The organism is Christensenella minuta, assembly GCF_003628755.1.
Taxonomy (GTDB): domain Bacteria; phylum Bacillota; class Clostridia; order Christensenellales; family Christensenellaceae; genus Christensenella; species Christensenella minuta.
The window spans coordinates 788,054-804,232 of the sequence record NZ_CP029256.1 but is presented as its reverse complement, the minus strand read 5'-3'; the positions used below and the strand labels follow the sequence as shown (position 1 = coordinate 804,232).

The following is a 16,179-nucleotide window of genomic DNA, read 5'->3' as shown; positions in this document are numbered from 1 at the left end:
CACACAGGAGTGAACGCCCTTGGCAAAAAAACTGGAAAATCCGTATGTGGACAGGGACATGGACCTTGACAGGCCCGCGGTGCTGTCCAACGGAAAAAAACCGAAGAAAAAACCGTCTTCCAAATCAGTATGGAATAAACTGCGGCCGTTTTTGACATTTATCATCAGTCTCTCCATAGTAGTTCTGATTGTATTTGGTGTAGTCAATTATGTCAAAGAGCATTATTTTGACCCGGTCGACGCAAACGACTCCACGAGGATCGAAGTGGAGATTCCTAAAAATTCTTCCTTGAGCACCATTGCGGATATCCTTTATGAGAACAACTTGATCCGCAATAAGCAGGTGTTTAAGTTGTATGTGGACTTTTCCGACATGTCTTCCAAACTCAAAGCCGGCACCTATGAACTGTCTCCTGATATGACGTTTGACGATATCGTCTATACGCTTCAGGAGGGAAATGTTGCCGATGCCGAGATCGACATCCAGTTCATTGAAGGCCGAACCGTGGAGGAATACGGAAAAAAACTGGTCGAGAATTATGGGATTCTAAAGAATACGGACCATTATCTGGAGCTTGCCAAAACAGGCGGTGATTTTGTGAACGAATATCCCTTCCTTGCCGAAGCAAAGGCAAAGGACGATGCGCGTCCCGCTGACCAGCGCCGGTATTATCTCCTGGAAGGATATCTGGCACCCGATACTTACCGGTACCTTACGAGTGCAACTGAGGAAGACCTCATCAGGAAGCAACTCGATCAGTTCAGCAAAATTCTCTCCATGAAGAAGGAGGGAGAAGAGTTGACGTATCAGGAACGTGCGGAAGAGCTGGGGATGTCTGTCGATGATATGGTAACGCTCGCTTCCATTATTGAGCGCGAAGCCTCAAGCACTGATTATTTTGCCAAGGTTTCGGCGGTCTTCCACAACAGGTTGAACGACAGGGAGAATTTCGGATATCTCGATTCCGACGCAACGCAGGCCTATGGACTCGGGATTACAGGCCGTCTTAACCTGATTGACAGCGAACTGACAACGCCGACGCCCTATAATACAAAGTGGAACGGAGCCGGTACGCAGGGATTGCCCGCCGGACCGATCGGTAATCCGGGACGGGCGGCTATTGAGGCGGCGCTGTATCCGGATGAAGCCCTGATGCAGGACGGCGACCAGTACTATTACTTCCTTGCGACGGATATTGAAAAGGGTGAAATGGAATTCGTACATACCAATGAAGAGCTTGAAGCTCTGAAAGCCCAGTGGCAGGACGAATGGGCCCGCATTGACGCCGAAGCCTCAGCAAAGGCGGCCGGCGGACAATGATCGAATTGCTTGCCCCGGCCGGGAATCTCGAGACGCTTGAAACAGCCCTTTATTTTGGCGCGGACGCGGTGTATATGGCCGGAAAACAGTATGGTCTTCGAGCCTTTGCTGACAATTTTACGGAAGACGGCCTGCGGCGGGCGGTTCAGGTGACGCACGCACAGGGAAAAAAACTATATATCACAGTGAATTCGGTGCTTTGGAACCGCGATCTGACTGAGCTCGCGCCTTATCTTCGTTATCTTGCGGAGATTGGCGTGGATGCGGTAATCGCAACCGATCCGGCGGTTTTGCAGCTGATAAGTAAGTTCCGTATTCCGCTCTCCATCCATATAAGCACGCAGGCAAATACGACTAATTATTTGTCTGCTTCTTTTTGGCATGAACGCGGCGCCAGCCGTATCGTTTTATCGCGCGAGGTTTCACTTGCGGAAATCGCAGAAATGCGCCAAAAGGTCCCGGGTGATCTGGAACTGGAGGCATTCGTTCACGGATCGATGTGTATTGCCCACTCCGGGCGCTGTCTTTTAAGTTCTGTTCTCACGGGGCGAAGCGGGAACCGCGGCGCATGCGCGCAGCCTTGCCGCTGGGAATATTACCTCTATGAGAAAGGATATGAGGGGCAGTATTTTCCCGTCATGGAGGATAATCAGGGTACTTATATCATGAATTCGCGCGATTTGATGATGATTGAGCACATTCCAGAGCTGGCGGAAGCCGGAATTACGAGCTTCAAAATTGAAGGGCGGATGAAATCAGCTTATTACGTTGCATCGGTCGTGCATGCATACCGCCGTGCAATCGACAAATATGAAAGTGATCCGCAGGGTTATCGCTTCGATAAGAGTCTAAAAGACGAATTGGTTAAGTCTGCTTCACGAGGCTTTACCACGGGTTTTTATTTTGGAAATCCTCACCAGGAAGGGCAGGATACGCAGCGCACCGTTGATCCGCGGGCCTATACCTTTACGGGAAAAGTGATTTCCGTGCCGCGTTCCGGCGTCTTGGAGGTCGAGCAGCGTAATAAATTCAGTATAGGAGAAACTCTGGAGGTGCTTTCTCCATATTTTGAAAACGCGTCCTTTACGGTGCAGTTTATTTACGATATGAATGGCACAGAGCAGGAAAGCGCGCCGCATCCACAGCAGCATGTAAGGATCAATTGTCCGTATGCGCTGCGGCCGGGCGATCTTCTGCGCAGACAGGATGAAAGGGGAAGGTTATGATTAGATTTGGCCCTGCAGGCAACTCTCAGGCCTTTTACGACGAAGGGCACAAGCATACCTATGAAGCGCCCCTGTGGCTTTACGAGCAGGGATTGAACGCATTTGAATACTCTTTTGGCAGGGGGGTAAAGCTCAGGGAAGATACTGCCGCCAAAATTCGCGGCCAGGCGGAAAAATACGGGGTCGCCGTGAGCGTACATGCGCCTTATTACATCAACCTTGCAAACAGTGATCCGGAAAAGTTCGGAAAAAACCTTTCCTATTTTCGTGAATCAACAGTTGCGGCGGGGTTTCTCGGCGCAGAACGGATTGTATTCCACCCCGGATCCTGTGCGAAAATGGATCGGCGGGTTGCGTTTGAAAACGTATGTGAAAATTTGAAAAAAATCCTTTCTATCCTCCGGAGTGAGGGATATGATAATTTTATCTATTGCGCGGAGACCATGGGTAAGTTAGGCCAGATCGCCGACCTTGACGAGGTTGGCATCATGGCGCAGCTTGACGACTGCATCTATCCAGCTATTGATTTTGGGCACCTGAATGCGCGAACGCTCGGCGGGATACAAACGAAAGAGGATTATGCCGCCGTTTTAGAGAGCCTTAAAAACAGCGCCGGAGAAGAAAAAACGCATAAAATGCACGTCCATTTTTCCCATATCCAATACACGGATAAGGGCGAAAAGATGCATCTTACCTTTGAAGATAACACGTGGGGTCCGTTTTTTGAGCCTTTGGCAGAACTGCTAAAGGCCGACCTGAAAATGGAACCTGTCATTATCTGCGAATCGAGCGGCACGCAGGCTAAAGATGCGGTAGAAATGAAACGAATGTACGAGGAAGCATCATATGAATCAAAACATCATTGAAGCAATCAGAAACACGGATAAAGCGGATGCCTATCTTCTTTCATCCGTACAGAACGTTGCCTATGCGACAAATTTTTCAGGAGATTGTTCGCAACTTCTGATTACGGCAGCAGGGGCGTATTTTTTCACTGATTTCCGCTATGTGGAGCAGGCTCGTATGGAAGTAAAAAATGCGGAAGTCATCATGACAGGCGGCGGGGATCGTCTGCCTAAAATAAACGAGTACCTTTCCGGAAACTCGATCCGGACACTGGGCATCGAAAAAGACGACGTAACGGTTAGGGTGTTCGAGGGGTACCAAGGAACATTCGAGCCCTATTACAGCTATGTCGATATCGCGGAGAATCTTTTGGTGCTGCGCATGGTGAAGACGGAGGACGAACTGGCTAAAATAAAAAAAGCGGCAAAGGCGAATGAGGTTGCCTTAACTGAGACGCTTCCGTTTATTAAGCCCGGCGTAAGCGAACTCGATGTTCGCGCGGAGCTGGAATACCGCATGCAGCGGCAGGGGATGGATCTCGCTTTTCCGACAATCGTGGCCGCAGGCCTCAATTCGGCACTGCCGCACGCGACTCCATCCGGATATCAATTACATGAGGGCGATTTGCTTACGATCGATTTTGGCTGCCGCTACCAGGGATATTGTTCCGATATGACACGTACTTTCGGTATCGGAAATATTGACGGACAACGAAAAAAAATATATGATATAGTTAAGCATGCGCAGGAAAGTGCGGCTGTTGCGGCAGTTCCGGGCGCCGATACGCTCGCGGTTGACGCGATTGCGCGGGATATCATTGCGGGCCATGGGTATGGCGAGTATTACGACCACGGCACCGGGCATGGAGTGGGACGGTTCATTCACGAGCTTCCCGTTTTGAACCCGCGCACTTCTTCTGTCCTCGAAGAAAATATGGTATACACCGTGGAGCCTGGTATCTACATTCCGGGAATAGGCGGCGTACGGATTGAAGACATGCATATTGGCGGACAGGGCAGTGCTTATACATTTACGAAAGATTTAATTTTGTTATAAAACAGGAGGTATGGTTGCATGGTTTCAGCCGGAGAATTCAGAAAAGGCATGACAGTGGAGATAGACGGACAGGTGTGGGTCATTGTTGACTTCCAGCACGTAAAGCCGGGGAAGGGTGCGGCGTTTGTGCGTACAAAGATCAAAAACGTCGTCACCGGGAACGTTTTGGAACGTACGTTCAATCCGACGGAAAAATTCCCCAAAGCGCATATCGACCGAAAGGAAATGCAGTATCTGTATTCGGACGGAGAGCTCTATTATTTCATGGATACCGAGACATACGAGCAACTTCCTTTGAACCATGATAAGGTAGAGGACGCGCTGCCCTATATTACGGAAAATATGAATGTAACGATCAAGTTCTTCAAAGGGGAAGCGTTCTCTGTTGAACCTCCGAACTTTGTCGAACTCACGATCACGGAGACCGAGCCCGGTTTCAAAGGTGATACAGCAACCGCCGGTAACAAGCCTGCTATTATGGAAACAGGCGCAAAGATTATGGTTCCTCTCTTCATTGATACAGGCGATAAAATCCGTATTGACACCAGGACAGGGGAGTATATGGAACGCGTATAAAGCTATTTATCACAAATATGTTTTTTCATAAAACGTTTGGGGTATAAATGCTTTATATAAAAATGAATCGGAGGCGATTTAATTATGGCAGACACAAAACTGAGCACACAGGATACAAGCGCGGTTAAAAAGGAAAGTAACGGTACGATTACATTCGCAAACGAAGTGATCGCAACAATCGCAGGTCTTGCGGCAGTTGACATCCCGGGCGTTGCAGGTATGAGCGGCGGTTTTGTTGATGGCTTTACAGAACTGCTCGGACGGAAGAATCTTTCCAAGGGTATCAAAGTTGAGGTCGGTACGGAAGAGGTCGCGGTTGATATCGCCATCGTCGTAGAATACGGCACTCCCGTTCCCGAAATTGCTCAGAATATCCAGATGGCGGTGATGAAGGCGATCGAGACCATGACGGGACTTAAAGTTGTGGAAGTCAATCTGAATGTACAGGGCATCAAGTTTAAAGAGCAGGGTGCGTCCGTGCGCAAAGAAAAGGAACCCAAAGAAGAAAAGCCGGAAAAAGCGCCCAGAGTAAAATAAAACGCAGCCCGCAAACGGCGGACAGGTTCTGTGCTTAGTTCAAGCATAAAGTCCAATATACCCGGTCTACTAGGCCGGGTATATTCAGTAAGTCTTTATTCGGTACTATCGTTTGGAGGAAAAACATATGAAAATGAAGGTGGGGACTCGTGTCGTCCTGACAATCTATCTCATTGCTGTCATTGCGTTATGCGGATTTATACTCGCAACACTTGGCGGCCTTATCCCGGGCAGCAATTTGTCGGATTTTACAAATACGGTCCTGAACGGCTCTATTTGGTTTAAGGTGCTATATGCCGTCATCGCGGTGGTCGTTATTATCGTGAGCTTTATGCTGATGTTCTTTGGAACGGGAAAAGCTCCCGCGCCGAAAACGGCAAAGGTTGCGTCGTTTGAAAGCGGTAATATACTGATTACCGTAAAAGCGATCGAGGAACTCGTAGAACGGTATGTCCATGAGAACAAGGATGTAAAGGGGCTGCGGACAAATGTTGTCTCACATGAAGATACGCTCGATCTGGCCATTGACATTTGTGTGCTTCCCGATGTCGATATTCCTGCTGTAACAAAAGAGCTGCAGGCGGGACTTTCGGCTTATATCCAGCAGCATACCGGAATTGCGGTAAATGAAACAAAAATTATGGTGACTGGCTTGAAAGAAAATTCCGCAAAACTTTCCTGATAAATCGGAGGCGCGGGAATGAAAGATAAATTTTTTGAATGGTATGGCGAGAACAGCGGATTGTTTTGGGGGATTATAATTGGTCTGCTCGTTGCAATTCTGTTCCTAACCATCGGATTTTGGGCAACTATTTTGATTGCGCTGTGCGTGGGGGTCGGCGCTTTCCTCGGTTCGCGCCCGGATATCCGCCTGATGATTAAGGAATGGTTTATGGGACTTTTTACAAAAAGAAACTAGCGAATACGGAGGTATTGTTTTGGCATGAGCAGGACGAGCGCGCGCGAGACTGCAATGAAACTTCTATACGAATACAGCGTCACTGGTACGCTCAGCAAAGATTCTCTAGAAAACGCGCCGGATGCTCTTGGCGCAGAATCTTTGGATGAAAATAATCTGCGTTATGTCGGGGATATCGTTGCCGGTTTTACTGATAAATGCAATGAAATCGACGAGATTATTTCCAGTAACAGCAAATCCTGGAAATTGGAACGAATCGCCAAGGTAGATCTGGCGATCCTGCGGCTTGCCCTGTACGAAATCCTTTATATGGATGACATTCCGCAAAAGGTGACGATCAACGAAGCTATCGAGCTCGCAAAAAAGTATTCTGCGGAAAAATCGTATCAGTTCGTCAATGGTCTTTTGGGAGGCTACCTCCGAAACGGAGGAACGAAGTGACCGTATACCTGGGAATTGATACAAGCTGTTATACAACTTCGCTTGCAGTAGCGGACAAAAACAAACGAATTTTATGCAATTTAAAAATACCGCTTGAGGTTGCTCAAGGCAAAAAAGGCCTGCAGCAGTCTCAGGCTGTATTTCTTCATATCAAAAATTTCGAACGGCTATTCCGTGAGCACCAAATCGCGGAATATGGTTCCATAGCCGGGATCGCCGTAAGTGAAAAACCCCGTCCACAGGAGGGCTCCTATATGCCGGTCTTTACCGTGGGAACAATGGTTGCTGGAAGTATCGCCAGTACGGCAGGCGCACCCGTACTATTTACCACGCATCAGGAAGGACACCTGGCGGCAGCGATGATTGGCAGGGAAATGCCGGCGGAATTTCTCGCCATGCATGTATCCGGCGGCACAACCGAACTCCTCCGCGTAAAAAGCAATAACGGCTTTCTTATCGAAAAAATAGGCGGCACAAAAGATATTGCCGCAGGTCAGCTGATCGACAGACTGGCGCAGAGGCTGAATCTTCCTTTTCCCGGCGGCGTACATGTCGAAGCGCTTTGTGCCGGCGGAAAAAATCTGGGATTCAAAACAAGCGTACTGGGACGCGAATGCAACATCTCCGGACTGGAGGCCCAAGCGTTGCGGGCGGTGGGAACGGAAATTCCCAGGGATATTTGCTTTTCCGTCCTTTATGCACTTGCTTCGACGCTGGAAAAAATGCTTAGGCACGCCGTGCATGGCACGGGTATTCGGGATATACTGATGTTTGGCGGAGTAATGTGCAACCGCCTGATCCGGAATTATTTGTCTTCAAAATTGGAAGGAATCCGATTTGCAGAAATAGAATATTCTTCTGACAATGCGGCGGGGCTCGCCGTTTTGGCAGCGCAAAAGGGGGTAACAAAATGAGCGCACAAATTTTAAGCGGAAAAGAACTTTCGGCAGAAATCCGGACACAGCTGAAACAACGTGTTGCGGAGCTGAAACAAGAAAAAGGAATCACGCCGGGACTCGCAGTCATCCAAGTAGGGGACGACGGCGGTTCCACCATTTATGTCAACAATAAAGAAAAGGCCTGTGCGGAAGTTGGCATTTATTCTGAGGTAAACCGTTTGCCCGAAGAGACGACCCAGGAAGAGCTGCTTGCCTTGGTTGAGCAATACAACAAAAACCCGAAAATCCACGGCTTGCTGGTGCAACTTCCGCTGCCCTCGCATATCGATGAAACAGAGATTTTAAAGGCGATCAATCCTAAGAAGGATGTCGACGGCTTCCATGTCCAGAACGCAGGCAGTTTATTCACGGGTCTTCCGGGCCTTATCGCCTGCACGCCCAAAGGAATCATTAAGCTGATAAAGAAATCCGGCATCGATCTTACCGGAAAAAATGCCGTGGTAATCGGGCGAAGCAATATCGTAGGGAAACCCGTAGCCATCCTGTTGCTGAATGAAAACGCCACAATCACGATCTGCCATTCCAAGACAAAAAACCTGCCCGATGTTTGCGCTCAGGCAGACGTTTTGGTCGCTGCCATCGGCCGGCCGGAATTCGTAACCAAAGAATTTGTAAAGCCGGGCGCCGTTGTAATCGACGTTGGGACGTCGCGTGTAGACGGCAAACTAAAGGGCGACGTAAAATTCGATGAAGTCAGCGAAATCGCCGGATATATTACGCCGGTTCCTGGCGGGGTCGGACCTATGACGATCACGATGCTGATGGAAAACACTGTAGATGCAGGAGAAATGTATGGATGAACTCGTCCTGTCCGTTCATGAACTGAATACTTACGTCTCGGATAAACTTTTCAGCGATCCGTTTCTGGAAGAAATCTGGATACGCGGGGAAGTTACGGATGTGAACATGCGGCATGATACGCTGTATTTTGTTCTGAAGGACGATATGGCTTCCGTTGGATGCCTTCTTTTCAATTGTGTTGAGGCGGTCGAGTGTTCTGATGCGATTATTGAGGGACAGACGATTCTCGTACGCGGAGAAATTTCCCTTTACCGGAAAAATGGAAACTACCGGATCATTGTGAAAGAGGTAGAACGGGTCGGTCTCGGCGAATTATATGCCCGCTTCCAACGTATCCGGGAGAAGCTGGACAAGCTTGGGGTATTTAACGAAGAGCGGAAACGGACGCTTCCCAGATATCCGAAAAAAATTGGGATCGTAACCTCCGGACAGGGCGCGGCAATTCAGGATATCCGTAATATTGCACAACGCAGGAATCCTCAGGTCAAGCTTGTCCTGTATCCTGTTAAGGTGCAGGGGCCGGACGCGCCTGCCGAAATCGTACGGGGGATCGAATACCTGAATGAAAATACTGATGCGGATATTCTGATTGTCGGCCGCGGCGGCGGCAGCGCAGAAGACCTGTTTGCATTCAACGAGGAAGAGGTGGTGCTAAGCATTTACCGATCCCGCATTCCCGTTGTAAGCGCAGTCGGGCACGAAACGGATTTTACCCTCTGCGATATGGCGGCGGATTTGCGCGCACCGACTCCTTCGGCGGCGGCGGAGCTTTCCATCCCGCCACGCGATGATATTTATGCCGGTATCCTCGCGCTCCGCGAAAGCATTGCGCAGCGGCTTTTTCAAATACTATACGAAAAAAAAGCCGTATTCGAGCAGGGCAAACGTTCCCTGCGCAGAGAGGTGCTTTTGCTTCGCCTTTCTCATGCGCAGGAAAAGATAGATACTTACCGTGCGGCGGTTAAAAACAACACATTTCATCTTTATAAAAATCGCGAGATGCAGTATAATAGCTATAAATCATCCATTGAGAACCTGAGCCCCATGAGCGCGTTCGACCGCGGATATTCTATTGCGATGCACGGCGGCAGGGAACTGCGCAGTACAAATGAAGTGGCGGCAGGGGACGAAATCGAGATTATTTTAAAAGACGGCACAATAAACGCGTGTGTCACGGGGAGCAAAAAACATGCCTGAAAAGGACCTTGAAGCATATCTTGACGAACTAAAGCAAATATCCGAAAAAATATCTGATGAGGATATTAAGCTTGCGGATGCCGTTTCCCTCTATAAAAAGGGGATGGCCGCCGCGGATAAAGCTTCCAAACTCCTGGAGAAATTTGAGCAGAAACTTGAAATTATCCACGACGACGAAAGCGAGGAGTAAAAATGCCCGATATCTTGAGCAAATATACGGAAATCGTAAACCAACGGCTGAAGGAGTTGCTGGACTTAAAAAATGTCCATCCTATGATTAAAGATGCCATGAATTACAGCATCATGGCTGGCGGAAAGCGGCTTCGCCCCACACTTAATATCATGGCGAATGCGTTGCTGTCCGGCAATATGCGGGAAACGCTAGATATTGCGTGCGCAATCGAAATGATCCATACGTATTCATTGATTCACGACGATCTCCCGGCCATGGATAACGACGATCTGCGGCGCGGGAAGCCCACCAGCCATGTGATGTTCGGCGAGGCATTCGCAATTTTATGCGGAGACGGGCTGCTCAATTTTTCCTACGAGGTGATGATGAAAAACGCGCTGCGTCATGCATCTAATATGAATTCACATATGAAAGCGATGCTTGAAGTTGCCACCGGTGCAGGCGTATACGGCATGATTACCGGACAATGCGGCGATATTGAAAACGAGGGACAGATACTGACGGAAGTTGAACTTAAGCAGGTTCATGAGCATAAGACTGGGGCGATGATTAAAGCTTCGCTTCTTTCCGGGCTTTTGCTGTGCGACCCGCGGCAGGAGTATATCGATGCGCTGACCGTCTACGGCAACAACATCGGTCTCACCTTCCAGATCGTGGACGATGTGCTTGACATCGTCGGCGATGCGAAGAAGATGGGAAAGACGCTCGGGAAAGATAAAACATCCAAAAAATTCACATTCCCAACGCTTTACGGTGTGGAAAAATCTATGAAGATCGCGGAAGAGAAGACGGAAGAGGCCGTAAATGCCATGAAGGTCTTCGGAACACGCGGGCAGGAGCTTACCGACCTCGCGCAATTCATCCTAAAACGCGAAAAGTGAGAAAATTATGAAAATAGCCATTGACGGCCCTGCCGGGGCGGGAAAAAGCACTGTCGCTAAAGCGATTGCCCAAAAGATGAATTTTAATTATCTCGATACGGGTGCAATGTACCGCGCCGCTGCCTATGCGATGATCGAACAGGGGATCGAACCTTCCGACCGCACAGCGGTTCTGAACGCATTGCCGGGACTTTCCATGAAAATCATTTATAAAGACGGAGTCCAGAAGGTCCTGATCGACGGAAAAGATGTGACCCCTTACATCCGTACGCCCCGCATTTCTAGGGGTGCGAGTGATATCGCGATTATTCCTGAACTGCGCCTGAAGCTGGTGGATATTCAGCGTGAAGTTGCAAACACATACGACGTGGTGATGGATGGACGCGATATTGGCACGTATGTTCTGCCGGACGCGGATTTTAAGTTCTTCGTCACCGCTTCTCCACACGAGCGTGCAAAGCGCCGGTATCTCGAATTGAAAGAAACCCTGCCGGAGGCCGATATCAATGAAATTGAACGAGACATCATTGCGCGGGACGAAACCGATTCCACGCGTGAGTTCGCCCCTCTGCGTCAGGCAGAGGACGCGATCCTCGTCGATACGACTGAGATGGACCGCGACCAGGTAATCGCACATATTTCCGCTATGATTTCAGGAGCAAAGTAGGGAGGGCTATGGTTTATTTTCTTGCGCGCGTTTTTGCTTATATCGTATTAATGCCTATTTTTTTTGTTAAGGTTGTCCACAAGGAAAACCTCAACATTCATGGAGGCTGCGTTGTGATTTGCAATCATATTTCTAACTGGGACCCGATCGTGCTTGGACATAGCGTAAAAACGCAGCCGGTCTGTTATATGGCAAAAGAAGAGCTGTTCCGCAATAAAGTTGCCAATTGGTTTTTGCGGCGGCTGCATGCCATCCCTGTAGCGCGGGGGAAAAGCGATCTCAAGGCTGTAAAGACAGGGCTTTCGGCTTTGAAAAGCGGAAAGATTCTCGGCATCTTCCCGGAAGGGCACCGCAGCGAAACAGGTAGCCTGTTGCCGTTTGAGCCAGGCGCGGCACTGATGGCGCTGCGTGCGGACGTGCCGGTGGTTCCAGTCTACATCAGCGGTAATTATAAACTTTTTCACCAGATCAAGCTATATACGTATCCCGCGATCCATTTGAAGGATATCGTGGGAGATAAAACAAACAGCGCTGCAATCGAAAAAGCAACGGAGCACTTAAAAGCCGTTATGCTTGAATTACAGGAGCAGGCATGTCAAGAATAGTAGTAGCGAAAAATGCCGGTTTTTGTTTCGGAGTAGCCCGCGCGGTCGATACCGTAAACGAAACTGTTGGAAAATTCGATCATATCTATACGTATGGCGAATTGATCCATAATAAAGACGTTATTGCCGATCTCGAAAAAAAAGGGATTCGCGTAACCGAGGACCTGGACGCGGTTCCCCGTGACCAGAGCACGGTTATCGTAATCCGGTCGCATGGTGTATCCAAGGCGGTTTACGACAAGATCAGGGAACGCGGTTTTGACGTGCTCGATCTTACCTGTCCGTTTGTAGCGCGTATCCACAAACGCGTAATCGAGGCGGGCGATACGCCCGTTGTGATTATTGGGACGGAAAACCATCCCGAGGTTGCAGGGATCAAGGGATGGGCGCAGGGAGAGGTGTATGTTGCGGGCAGTGCGGAAGAAGCGAAAAAACTGCCGCGGCTTGAACATGCGCTTGTTGTCGCCCAGACGACCATTACCCACAAGCTGTGGGATGAGGTCGTCGAGGTGCTGAATGAACGTTCGGAAACGCTTGATCTTTTCAATTCGATCTGCGATACGACACAAAAGCGCCAAAAAGAAGCGGTAGAGCTTGCGCAGGTTTCGGATATTGTGCTTGTGGTAGGAGGGAGACATTCTTCCAATACGGAAAAATTATATCAACTGTGCAAGAGCCATTGCGAAAAAACCTATTATATAGACAATATAGCGCAACTTCCACTTGAAAAAGTGACGAATCATGTTATAATAAGTATTGTCGCCGGTGCATCGACACCGGATTGGTTAATTAGGGAGGTAAAGACACTTATGAGCGATGTCGAAAAAGTTGTGGATACGACACAGGATACGGAGGAACAGGAAGTAGTGTCCACTGAGCAAGAACAATCACAAGCAAACGAGGATTTCATGGCTGAGATTGAGAAATCGTTTGTCTATATTAAGAGGGGGCAGATCGTGACCGGAACGGTTGTTCAGATTTCCGACAGTGAAATATGTGTCAATATTGGCTATAAATCTGACGGTATCATCAAAAAAGAAAACCTTACCGCCGCCGGGGACGAAAACCCTATGGATCTCTTTAAGGTAGGCGATGAGATTGAAGCCGAGGTCGTAACACTGAACGACGGCGAAGGGAACGTTGTCCTTTCCAGAAAGTCAATCGAATCCAAGCTAAAATGGAAAGAGCTTGTGGAATCTTTGGATGAGAGTGCCGTTTATACGGTAAAAGTTGATAAAGTAGTTAAAGGCGGCGTGCTTGCCAAGCTGGACGGTTATGATGCGTTTATCCCGGCTTCGCAGCTTTCCCTGCGTTATGTGGAAGACCTGAGCGAATTTGTTGGTCAGGACCTCGAAGTCAACATCATCGAGGCGGATAAGCGTCAAAGGCGTTTTGTCCTGTCCCATAAAAATATCCTCAAGGCGCAGGCTGAGGAGCAGGAAAAGAAGCTCTACGATACCTTTAAGAAGGGTGACAAGGTAACCGGAAAGGTGAAGCGCCTGACTGATTTTGGTGCGTTTGTTGATATTGGCGGTGTAGACGGGCTACTGCATATTACGGATATTTCTTGGGTAAAAATTAAGCATCCTTCGGACGTTCTCAAAGTAGGAGACGATATCGAGGTGCAGATATTAAATGTAGATCCGGAAAAGAAGCGGATTTCCTTGGGCCTTAAACAGTTATCTCCGAAGCCGTGGGATCTGGTACCCGAAAAGTATCTCGTAGGCGATACGGTAGAAGGTACGGTCGTTCGTATTATGCCATTTGGCGCGTTTGTTTCTCTTGAACCTACGATTGACGGTCTGGTTCATATTTCGCAGGTGACCAACAGAAGGCTCGAGAAGGTCGAGGAAGAGCTTCGGATCGGCGACAAGGTAACGGCTAAAATCATGGAAGTGAATCCTGCGAAGAAGCGGATCAGCCTAAGTATTCGTGCGCTGATGGACGAGCCGGAAAAGCCTGTTAAACAGGAGACGGATTCCAAGCAGAAGGAAGAAAGATTCCATTATGAGATTCCTCCGGTAGAGGAAGCGACGTCTTCTCTGGCAGATTTCTTCCCGAAAATGGATACTGACGATTCTCAGGACGAAGAATAAATATATAAACTGGAAATATTATATTGAATTAAACGCACAAAGGGCCGCATAAAGCGGTCTTTTTGCGGTTTAAATTTTTACTCATGAAAATCTTGAAAAAAAGAAGAAAATCCTATTGACTTTTAGGCTAAATTAAAGTATATTATAAAGCGTCGCAAATAAAAGGAGTATGCTTCTTCGGGGTGTAGCGCAGTTTGGTAGCGCACGTGCTTTGGGAGCATGGGGCCGGGGGTTCGAGTCCCTCCACCCCGACCAAAAAGCTCACGCCCGAATTTGCAGCGAGGCCCCATGGTCAAGCGGTCAAGACATCGCCCTTTCACGGCGGTAACCCGGGTTCGATTCCCGGTGGGGTCACCATTAATTACTTTGAGCAGGGTTTACTCTTATTTTGCTTGCGGGCCCTTAGCTCAGTTGGTCAGAGCGGTCGGCTCATAACCGATTGGTCCGGGGTTCGAGTCCCTGAGGGCCCACCAATAGAGCAAAAGCCCGTAGGGCGTAAAAAAGGGTAAGCAGCATGGCAGGACCCGCTGCCAAAGTTGGCCTGGTAGTTCAGTTGGTTAGAACGCTAGCCTGTCACGCTAGAGGTCGAGAGTTCGAGTCTCTTCCAGGTCGCCAATATGCCTCTGTAGCTCAGTCGGTAGAGCAGGGGACTGAAAATCCCCGTGTCGGTGGTTCGATTCCGCCCGGAGGCACCATTTACACCTGCTGGTGTAGCTCAATTGGCAGAGCAGCTGATTTGTAATCAGCAGGTTGCGGGTTCAAGTCCCATCACCAGCTCCAACGTGGAGAGATTCCCGAGTGGCTAAAGGGAGCAGACTGTAAATCTGCCGGCGACGCCTTCGATGGTTCGAATCCATCTCTCTCCACCAATTTTGCGGATATGGCGGAATTGGCAGACGCGCACGGTTCAGGTCCGTGTGAAGGCAACTTCATGGAGGTTCAAGTCCTCTTATCCGCACCAGACCAACATAATCCGAACCACATTTTCCCCGTTGAGGGATGGATGGGTTCGGATTTGTTATATACTTCTCTAAAAAGCCATACATGAGCAGCACGCCGTTGAAAAGCCGGTAGACTGGCGTGCGCCAAGGTTCGTACCACGTGGTATGGACCTTTTTGTTTACTCATAAATTCCCGTAATTTCTCTCTTTTCCTCTAATTGTTATGAAAATGTTATGGAATATATCTGCTTATTCCCGAAACTGCGGCAAATTCTTTTCAAAACGCAGGCTCCTTTTAATCAATCTGTGACATTTATCTGTTATCCTTTATTCATACCGGTAATTTATATTCTAATCACATCATTATACCGGCACGTTGTGCCGGGTTCCAACGGTAAAGGAGGATTCCATAATGAGGGAAGATATCTTAAAAGCACTTGCAGCCGATGAAGATGAGGAACAGAAGCTGGAACAGATTTCCAATGTCATCAATCTATATGGCGGTAAAAGGGACAGTCTGATCCAAATCCTGCATCTGGCTCAGGAAATTTACGGCTATTTACCGCTTGGAGTACAAAAATTTATTTCGGAGGAAATGGATATTCCTGTTGCGGAGGTATCAGGAGTCGTAACTTTTTATTCGTTTTTTGCAACAAAGCCAAGGGGCGAACACACGATACGGGTATGCATGGGGACCGCATGTTACGTACGCGGAGGGAAAAAATTGATTGAACGCCTACAGGAGTTATTGGGAATTGAATTGGGAGATACGACCTCCGATAAGAAATTTTCCTTTGAGATCGCGCGCTGCATTGGCGCCTGTGGGCTTGCACCCGCAATGATGATTGACGAAAAAGTCTATAAACAGGTCAATCCCAACCAACTGGAATCTATTTTGGCCCAGTACTAGGAAATGG

Annotated in this window: 18 protein-coding genes and 8 tRNA genes; all 26 read left to right on the top strand. The window is 48.6% G+C overall.

The window, feature by feature from the left end:
* Window positions 1-19: 19 nt before the first annotated feature.
* Window positions 20-1,321, top strand: coding sequence for an endolytic transglycosylase MltG (gene mltG / locus B1H56_RS03905; RefSeq protein WP_066518745.1), 1,302 nt, complete (start codon window positions 20-22; stop codon window positions 1,319-1,321).
* Window positions 1,318-2,547: a peptidase U32 family protein gene (locus B1H56_RS03900; RefSeq protein ID WP_066518748.1), complete on the top strand. Its 1,230-nt coding sequence runs from the start codon at window positions 1,318-1,320 to the stop codon at window positions 2,545-2,547. The genes mltG and B1H56_RS03900 overlap by 4 nt, the downstream gene beginning before the upstream one ends.
* The gene (locus B1H56_RS03895) at window positions 2,544-3,413 is read left to right on the top strand and encodes a TIM barrel protein (RefSeq protein WP_066518751.1); all 870 of its coding nucleotides are present in this window, start codon (window positions 2,544-2,546) and stop codon (window positions 3,411-3,413) included. The genes B1H56_RS03900 and B1H56_RS03895 overlap by 4 nt, the downstream gene beginning before the upstream one ends.
* Entirely contained in the window at window positions 3,394-4,449 is a 1,056-nt protein-coding gene (locus B1H56_RS03890; protein ID WP_066518753.1) for an aminopeptidase P family protein, read from the top strand. Before B1H56_RS03895 ends, B1H56_RS03890 begins: the two co-directional genes overlap by 20 nt.
* Before the next feature lie 18 nt (window positions 4,450-4,467).
* The gene (efp, locus tag B1H56_RS03885; protein WP_066518755.1) at window positions 4,468-5,025 is read left to right on the top strand and encodes an elongation factor P; all 558 of its coding nucleotides are present in this window, start codon (window positions 4,468-4,470) and stop codon (window positions 5,023-5,025) included.
* An 84-nt stretch (window positions 5,026-5,109) separates the two neighbouring features.
* On the top strand, window positions 5,110-5,562 hold the full coding sequence (locus B1H56_RS03880) for an Asp23/Gls24 family envelope stress response protein (RefSeq protein ID WP_066518763.1): 453 nt from the start codon (window positions 5,110-5,112) through the stop codon (window positions 5,560-5,562).
* Between the two features lie 127 nt (window positions 5,563-5,689).
* The gene (gene amaP / locus B1H56_RS03875; protein WP_066518764.1) at window positions 5,690-6,244 is read left to right on the top strand and encodes an alkaline shock response membrane anchor protein AmaP; all 555 of its coding nucleotides are present in this window, start codon (window positions 5,690-5,692) and stop codon (window positions 6,242-6,244) included.
* A gap of 18 nt (window positions 6,245-6,262) precedes the next feature.
* Window positions 6,263-6,481, top strand: coding sequence for a DUF2273 domain-containing protein (locus tag B1H56_RS03870; RefSeq protein ID WP_066518765.1), 219 nt, complete (start codon window positions 6,263-6,265; stop codon window positions 6,479-6,481).
* Between the two features lie 24 nt (window positions 6,482-6,505).
* Complete coding sequence (gene nusB / locus B1H56_RS03865) at window positions 6,506-6,922, top strand: transcription antitermination factor NusB (protein ID WP_066518766.1); 417 nt, start codon at window positions 6,506-6,508, stop codon at window positions 6,920-6,922.
* A complete protein-coding gene (locus B1H56_RS03860; RefSeq protein WP_066518772.1) occupies window positions 6,919-7,836 on the top strand; it encodes a tRNA (adenosine(37)-N6)-threonylcarbamoyltransferase complex transferase subunit TsaD in 918 nt (305 codons plus the stop codon). The genes nusB and B1H56_RS03860 overlap by 4 nt, the downstream gene beginning before the upstream one ends.
* On the top strand, window positions 7,833-8,681 hold the full coding sequence (gene folD, locus B1H56_RS03855) for a bifunctional methylenetetrahydrofolate dehydrogenase/methenyltetrahydrofolate cyclohydrolase FolD (RefSeq protein ID WP_066518775.1): 849 nt from the start codon (window positions 7,833-7,835) through the stop codon (window positions 8,679-8,681). Before B1H56_RS03860 ends, folD begins: the two co-directional genes overlap by 4 nt.
* Window positions 8,674-9,879 (top strand): exodeoxyribonuclease VII large subunit, encoded by a 1,206-nt coding sequence (xseA, locus tag B1H56_RS03850; RefSeq protein ID WP_066518777.1) that lies wholly within the window; start codon window positions 8,674-8,676, stop codon window positions 9,877-9,879. The genes folD and xseA overlap by 8 nt, the downstream gene beginning before the upstream one ends.
* Window positions 9,872-10,069, top strand: coding sequence for an exodeoxyribonuclease VII small subunit (xseB, locus tag B1H56_RS03845; protein WP_066518779.1), 198 nt, complete (start codon window positions 9,872-9,874; stop codon window positions 10,067-10,069). The genes xseA and xseB overlap by 8 nt, the downstream gene beginning before the upstream one ends.
* A 2-nt stretch (window positions 10,070-10,071) precedes the next feature.
* Window positions 10,072-10,953 carry a polyprenyl synthetase family protein gene (locus B1H56_RS03840; RefSeq protein ID WP_066518781.1) on the top strand — a complete coding sequence of 294 codons (882 nt, stop codon included), beginning with the start codon at window positions 10,072-10,074 and terminating at the stop codon, window positions 10,951-10,953.
* 7 nt (window positions 10,954-10,960) lie between these two features.
* Window positions 10,961-11,620: a (d)CMP kinase gene (gene cmk / locus B1H56_RS03835; RefSeq protein ID WP_066518783.1), complete on the top strand. Its 660-nt coding sequence runs from the start codon at window positions 10,961-10,963 to the stop codon at window positions 11,618-11,620.
* An 8-nt stretch (window positions 11,621-11,628) separates the two neighbouring features.
* Window positions 11,629-12,225: a lysophospholipid acyltransferase family protein gene (locus B1H56_RS03830; RefSeq protein WP_066518785.1), complete on the top strand. Its 597-nt coding sequence runs from the start codon at window positions 11,629-11,631 to the stop codon at window positions 12,223-12,225.
* Complete coding sequence (locus B1H56_RS03825) at window positions 12,213-14,321, top strand: bifunctional 4-hydroxy-3-methylbut-2-enyl diphosphate reductase/30S ribosomal protein S1 (RefSeq protein WP_066518787.1); 2,109 nt, start codon at window positions 12,213-12,215, stop codon at window positions 14,319-14,321. The genes B1H56_RS03830 and B1H56_RS03825 overlap by 13 nt, the downstream gene beginning before the upstream one ends.
* A gap of 178 nt (window positions 14,322-14,499) precedes the next feature.
* Window positions 14,500-14,576, top strand: a tRNA-Pro gene (locus B1H56_RS03820).
* A 27-nt stretch (window positions 14,577-14,603) separates the two neighbouring features.
* A tRNA-Glu gene (locus B1H56_RS03815) sits at window positions 14,604-14,678 on the top strand.
* 39 nt (window positions 14,679-14,717) lie between these two features.
* A tRNA-Ile gene (locus B1H56_RS03810) sits at window positions 14,718-14,794 on the top strand.
* 65 nt (window positions 14,795-14,859) lie between these two features.
* Window positions 14,860-14,936, top strand: a tRNA-Asp gene (locus tag B1H56_RS03805).
* A 4-nt stretch (window positions 14,937-14,940) separates the two neighbouring features.
* Window positions 14,941-15,016, top strand: a tRNA-Phe gene (locus tag B1H56_RS03800).
* Between the two features lie 9 nt (window positions 15,017-15,025).
* Window positions 15,026-15,101, top strand: a tRNA-Thr gene (locus B1H56_RS03795).
* Between the two features lie 4 nt (window positions 15,102-15,105).
* A tRNA-Tyr gene (locus tag B1H56_RS03790) sits at window positions 15,106-15,190 on the top strand.
* 5 nt (window positions 15,191-15,195) lie between these two features.
* Window positions 15,196-15,282: transfer RNA gene (locus tag B1H56_RS03785), tRNA-Leu, on the top strand.
* A gap of 392 nt (window positions 15,283-15,674) precedes the next feature.
* Complete coding sequence (locus B1H56_RS03780) at window positions 15,675-16,172, top strand: NADH-quinone oxidoreductase subunit NuoE family protein (protein ID WP_066518789.1); 498 nt, start codon at window positions 15,675-15,677, stop codon at window positions 16,170-16,172.
* Window positions 16,173-16,179 lie beyond the last annotated feature (7 nt).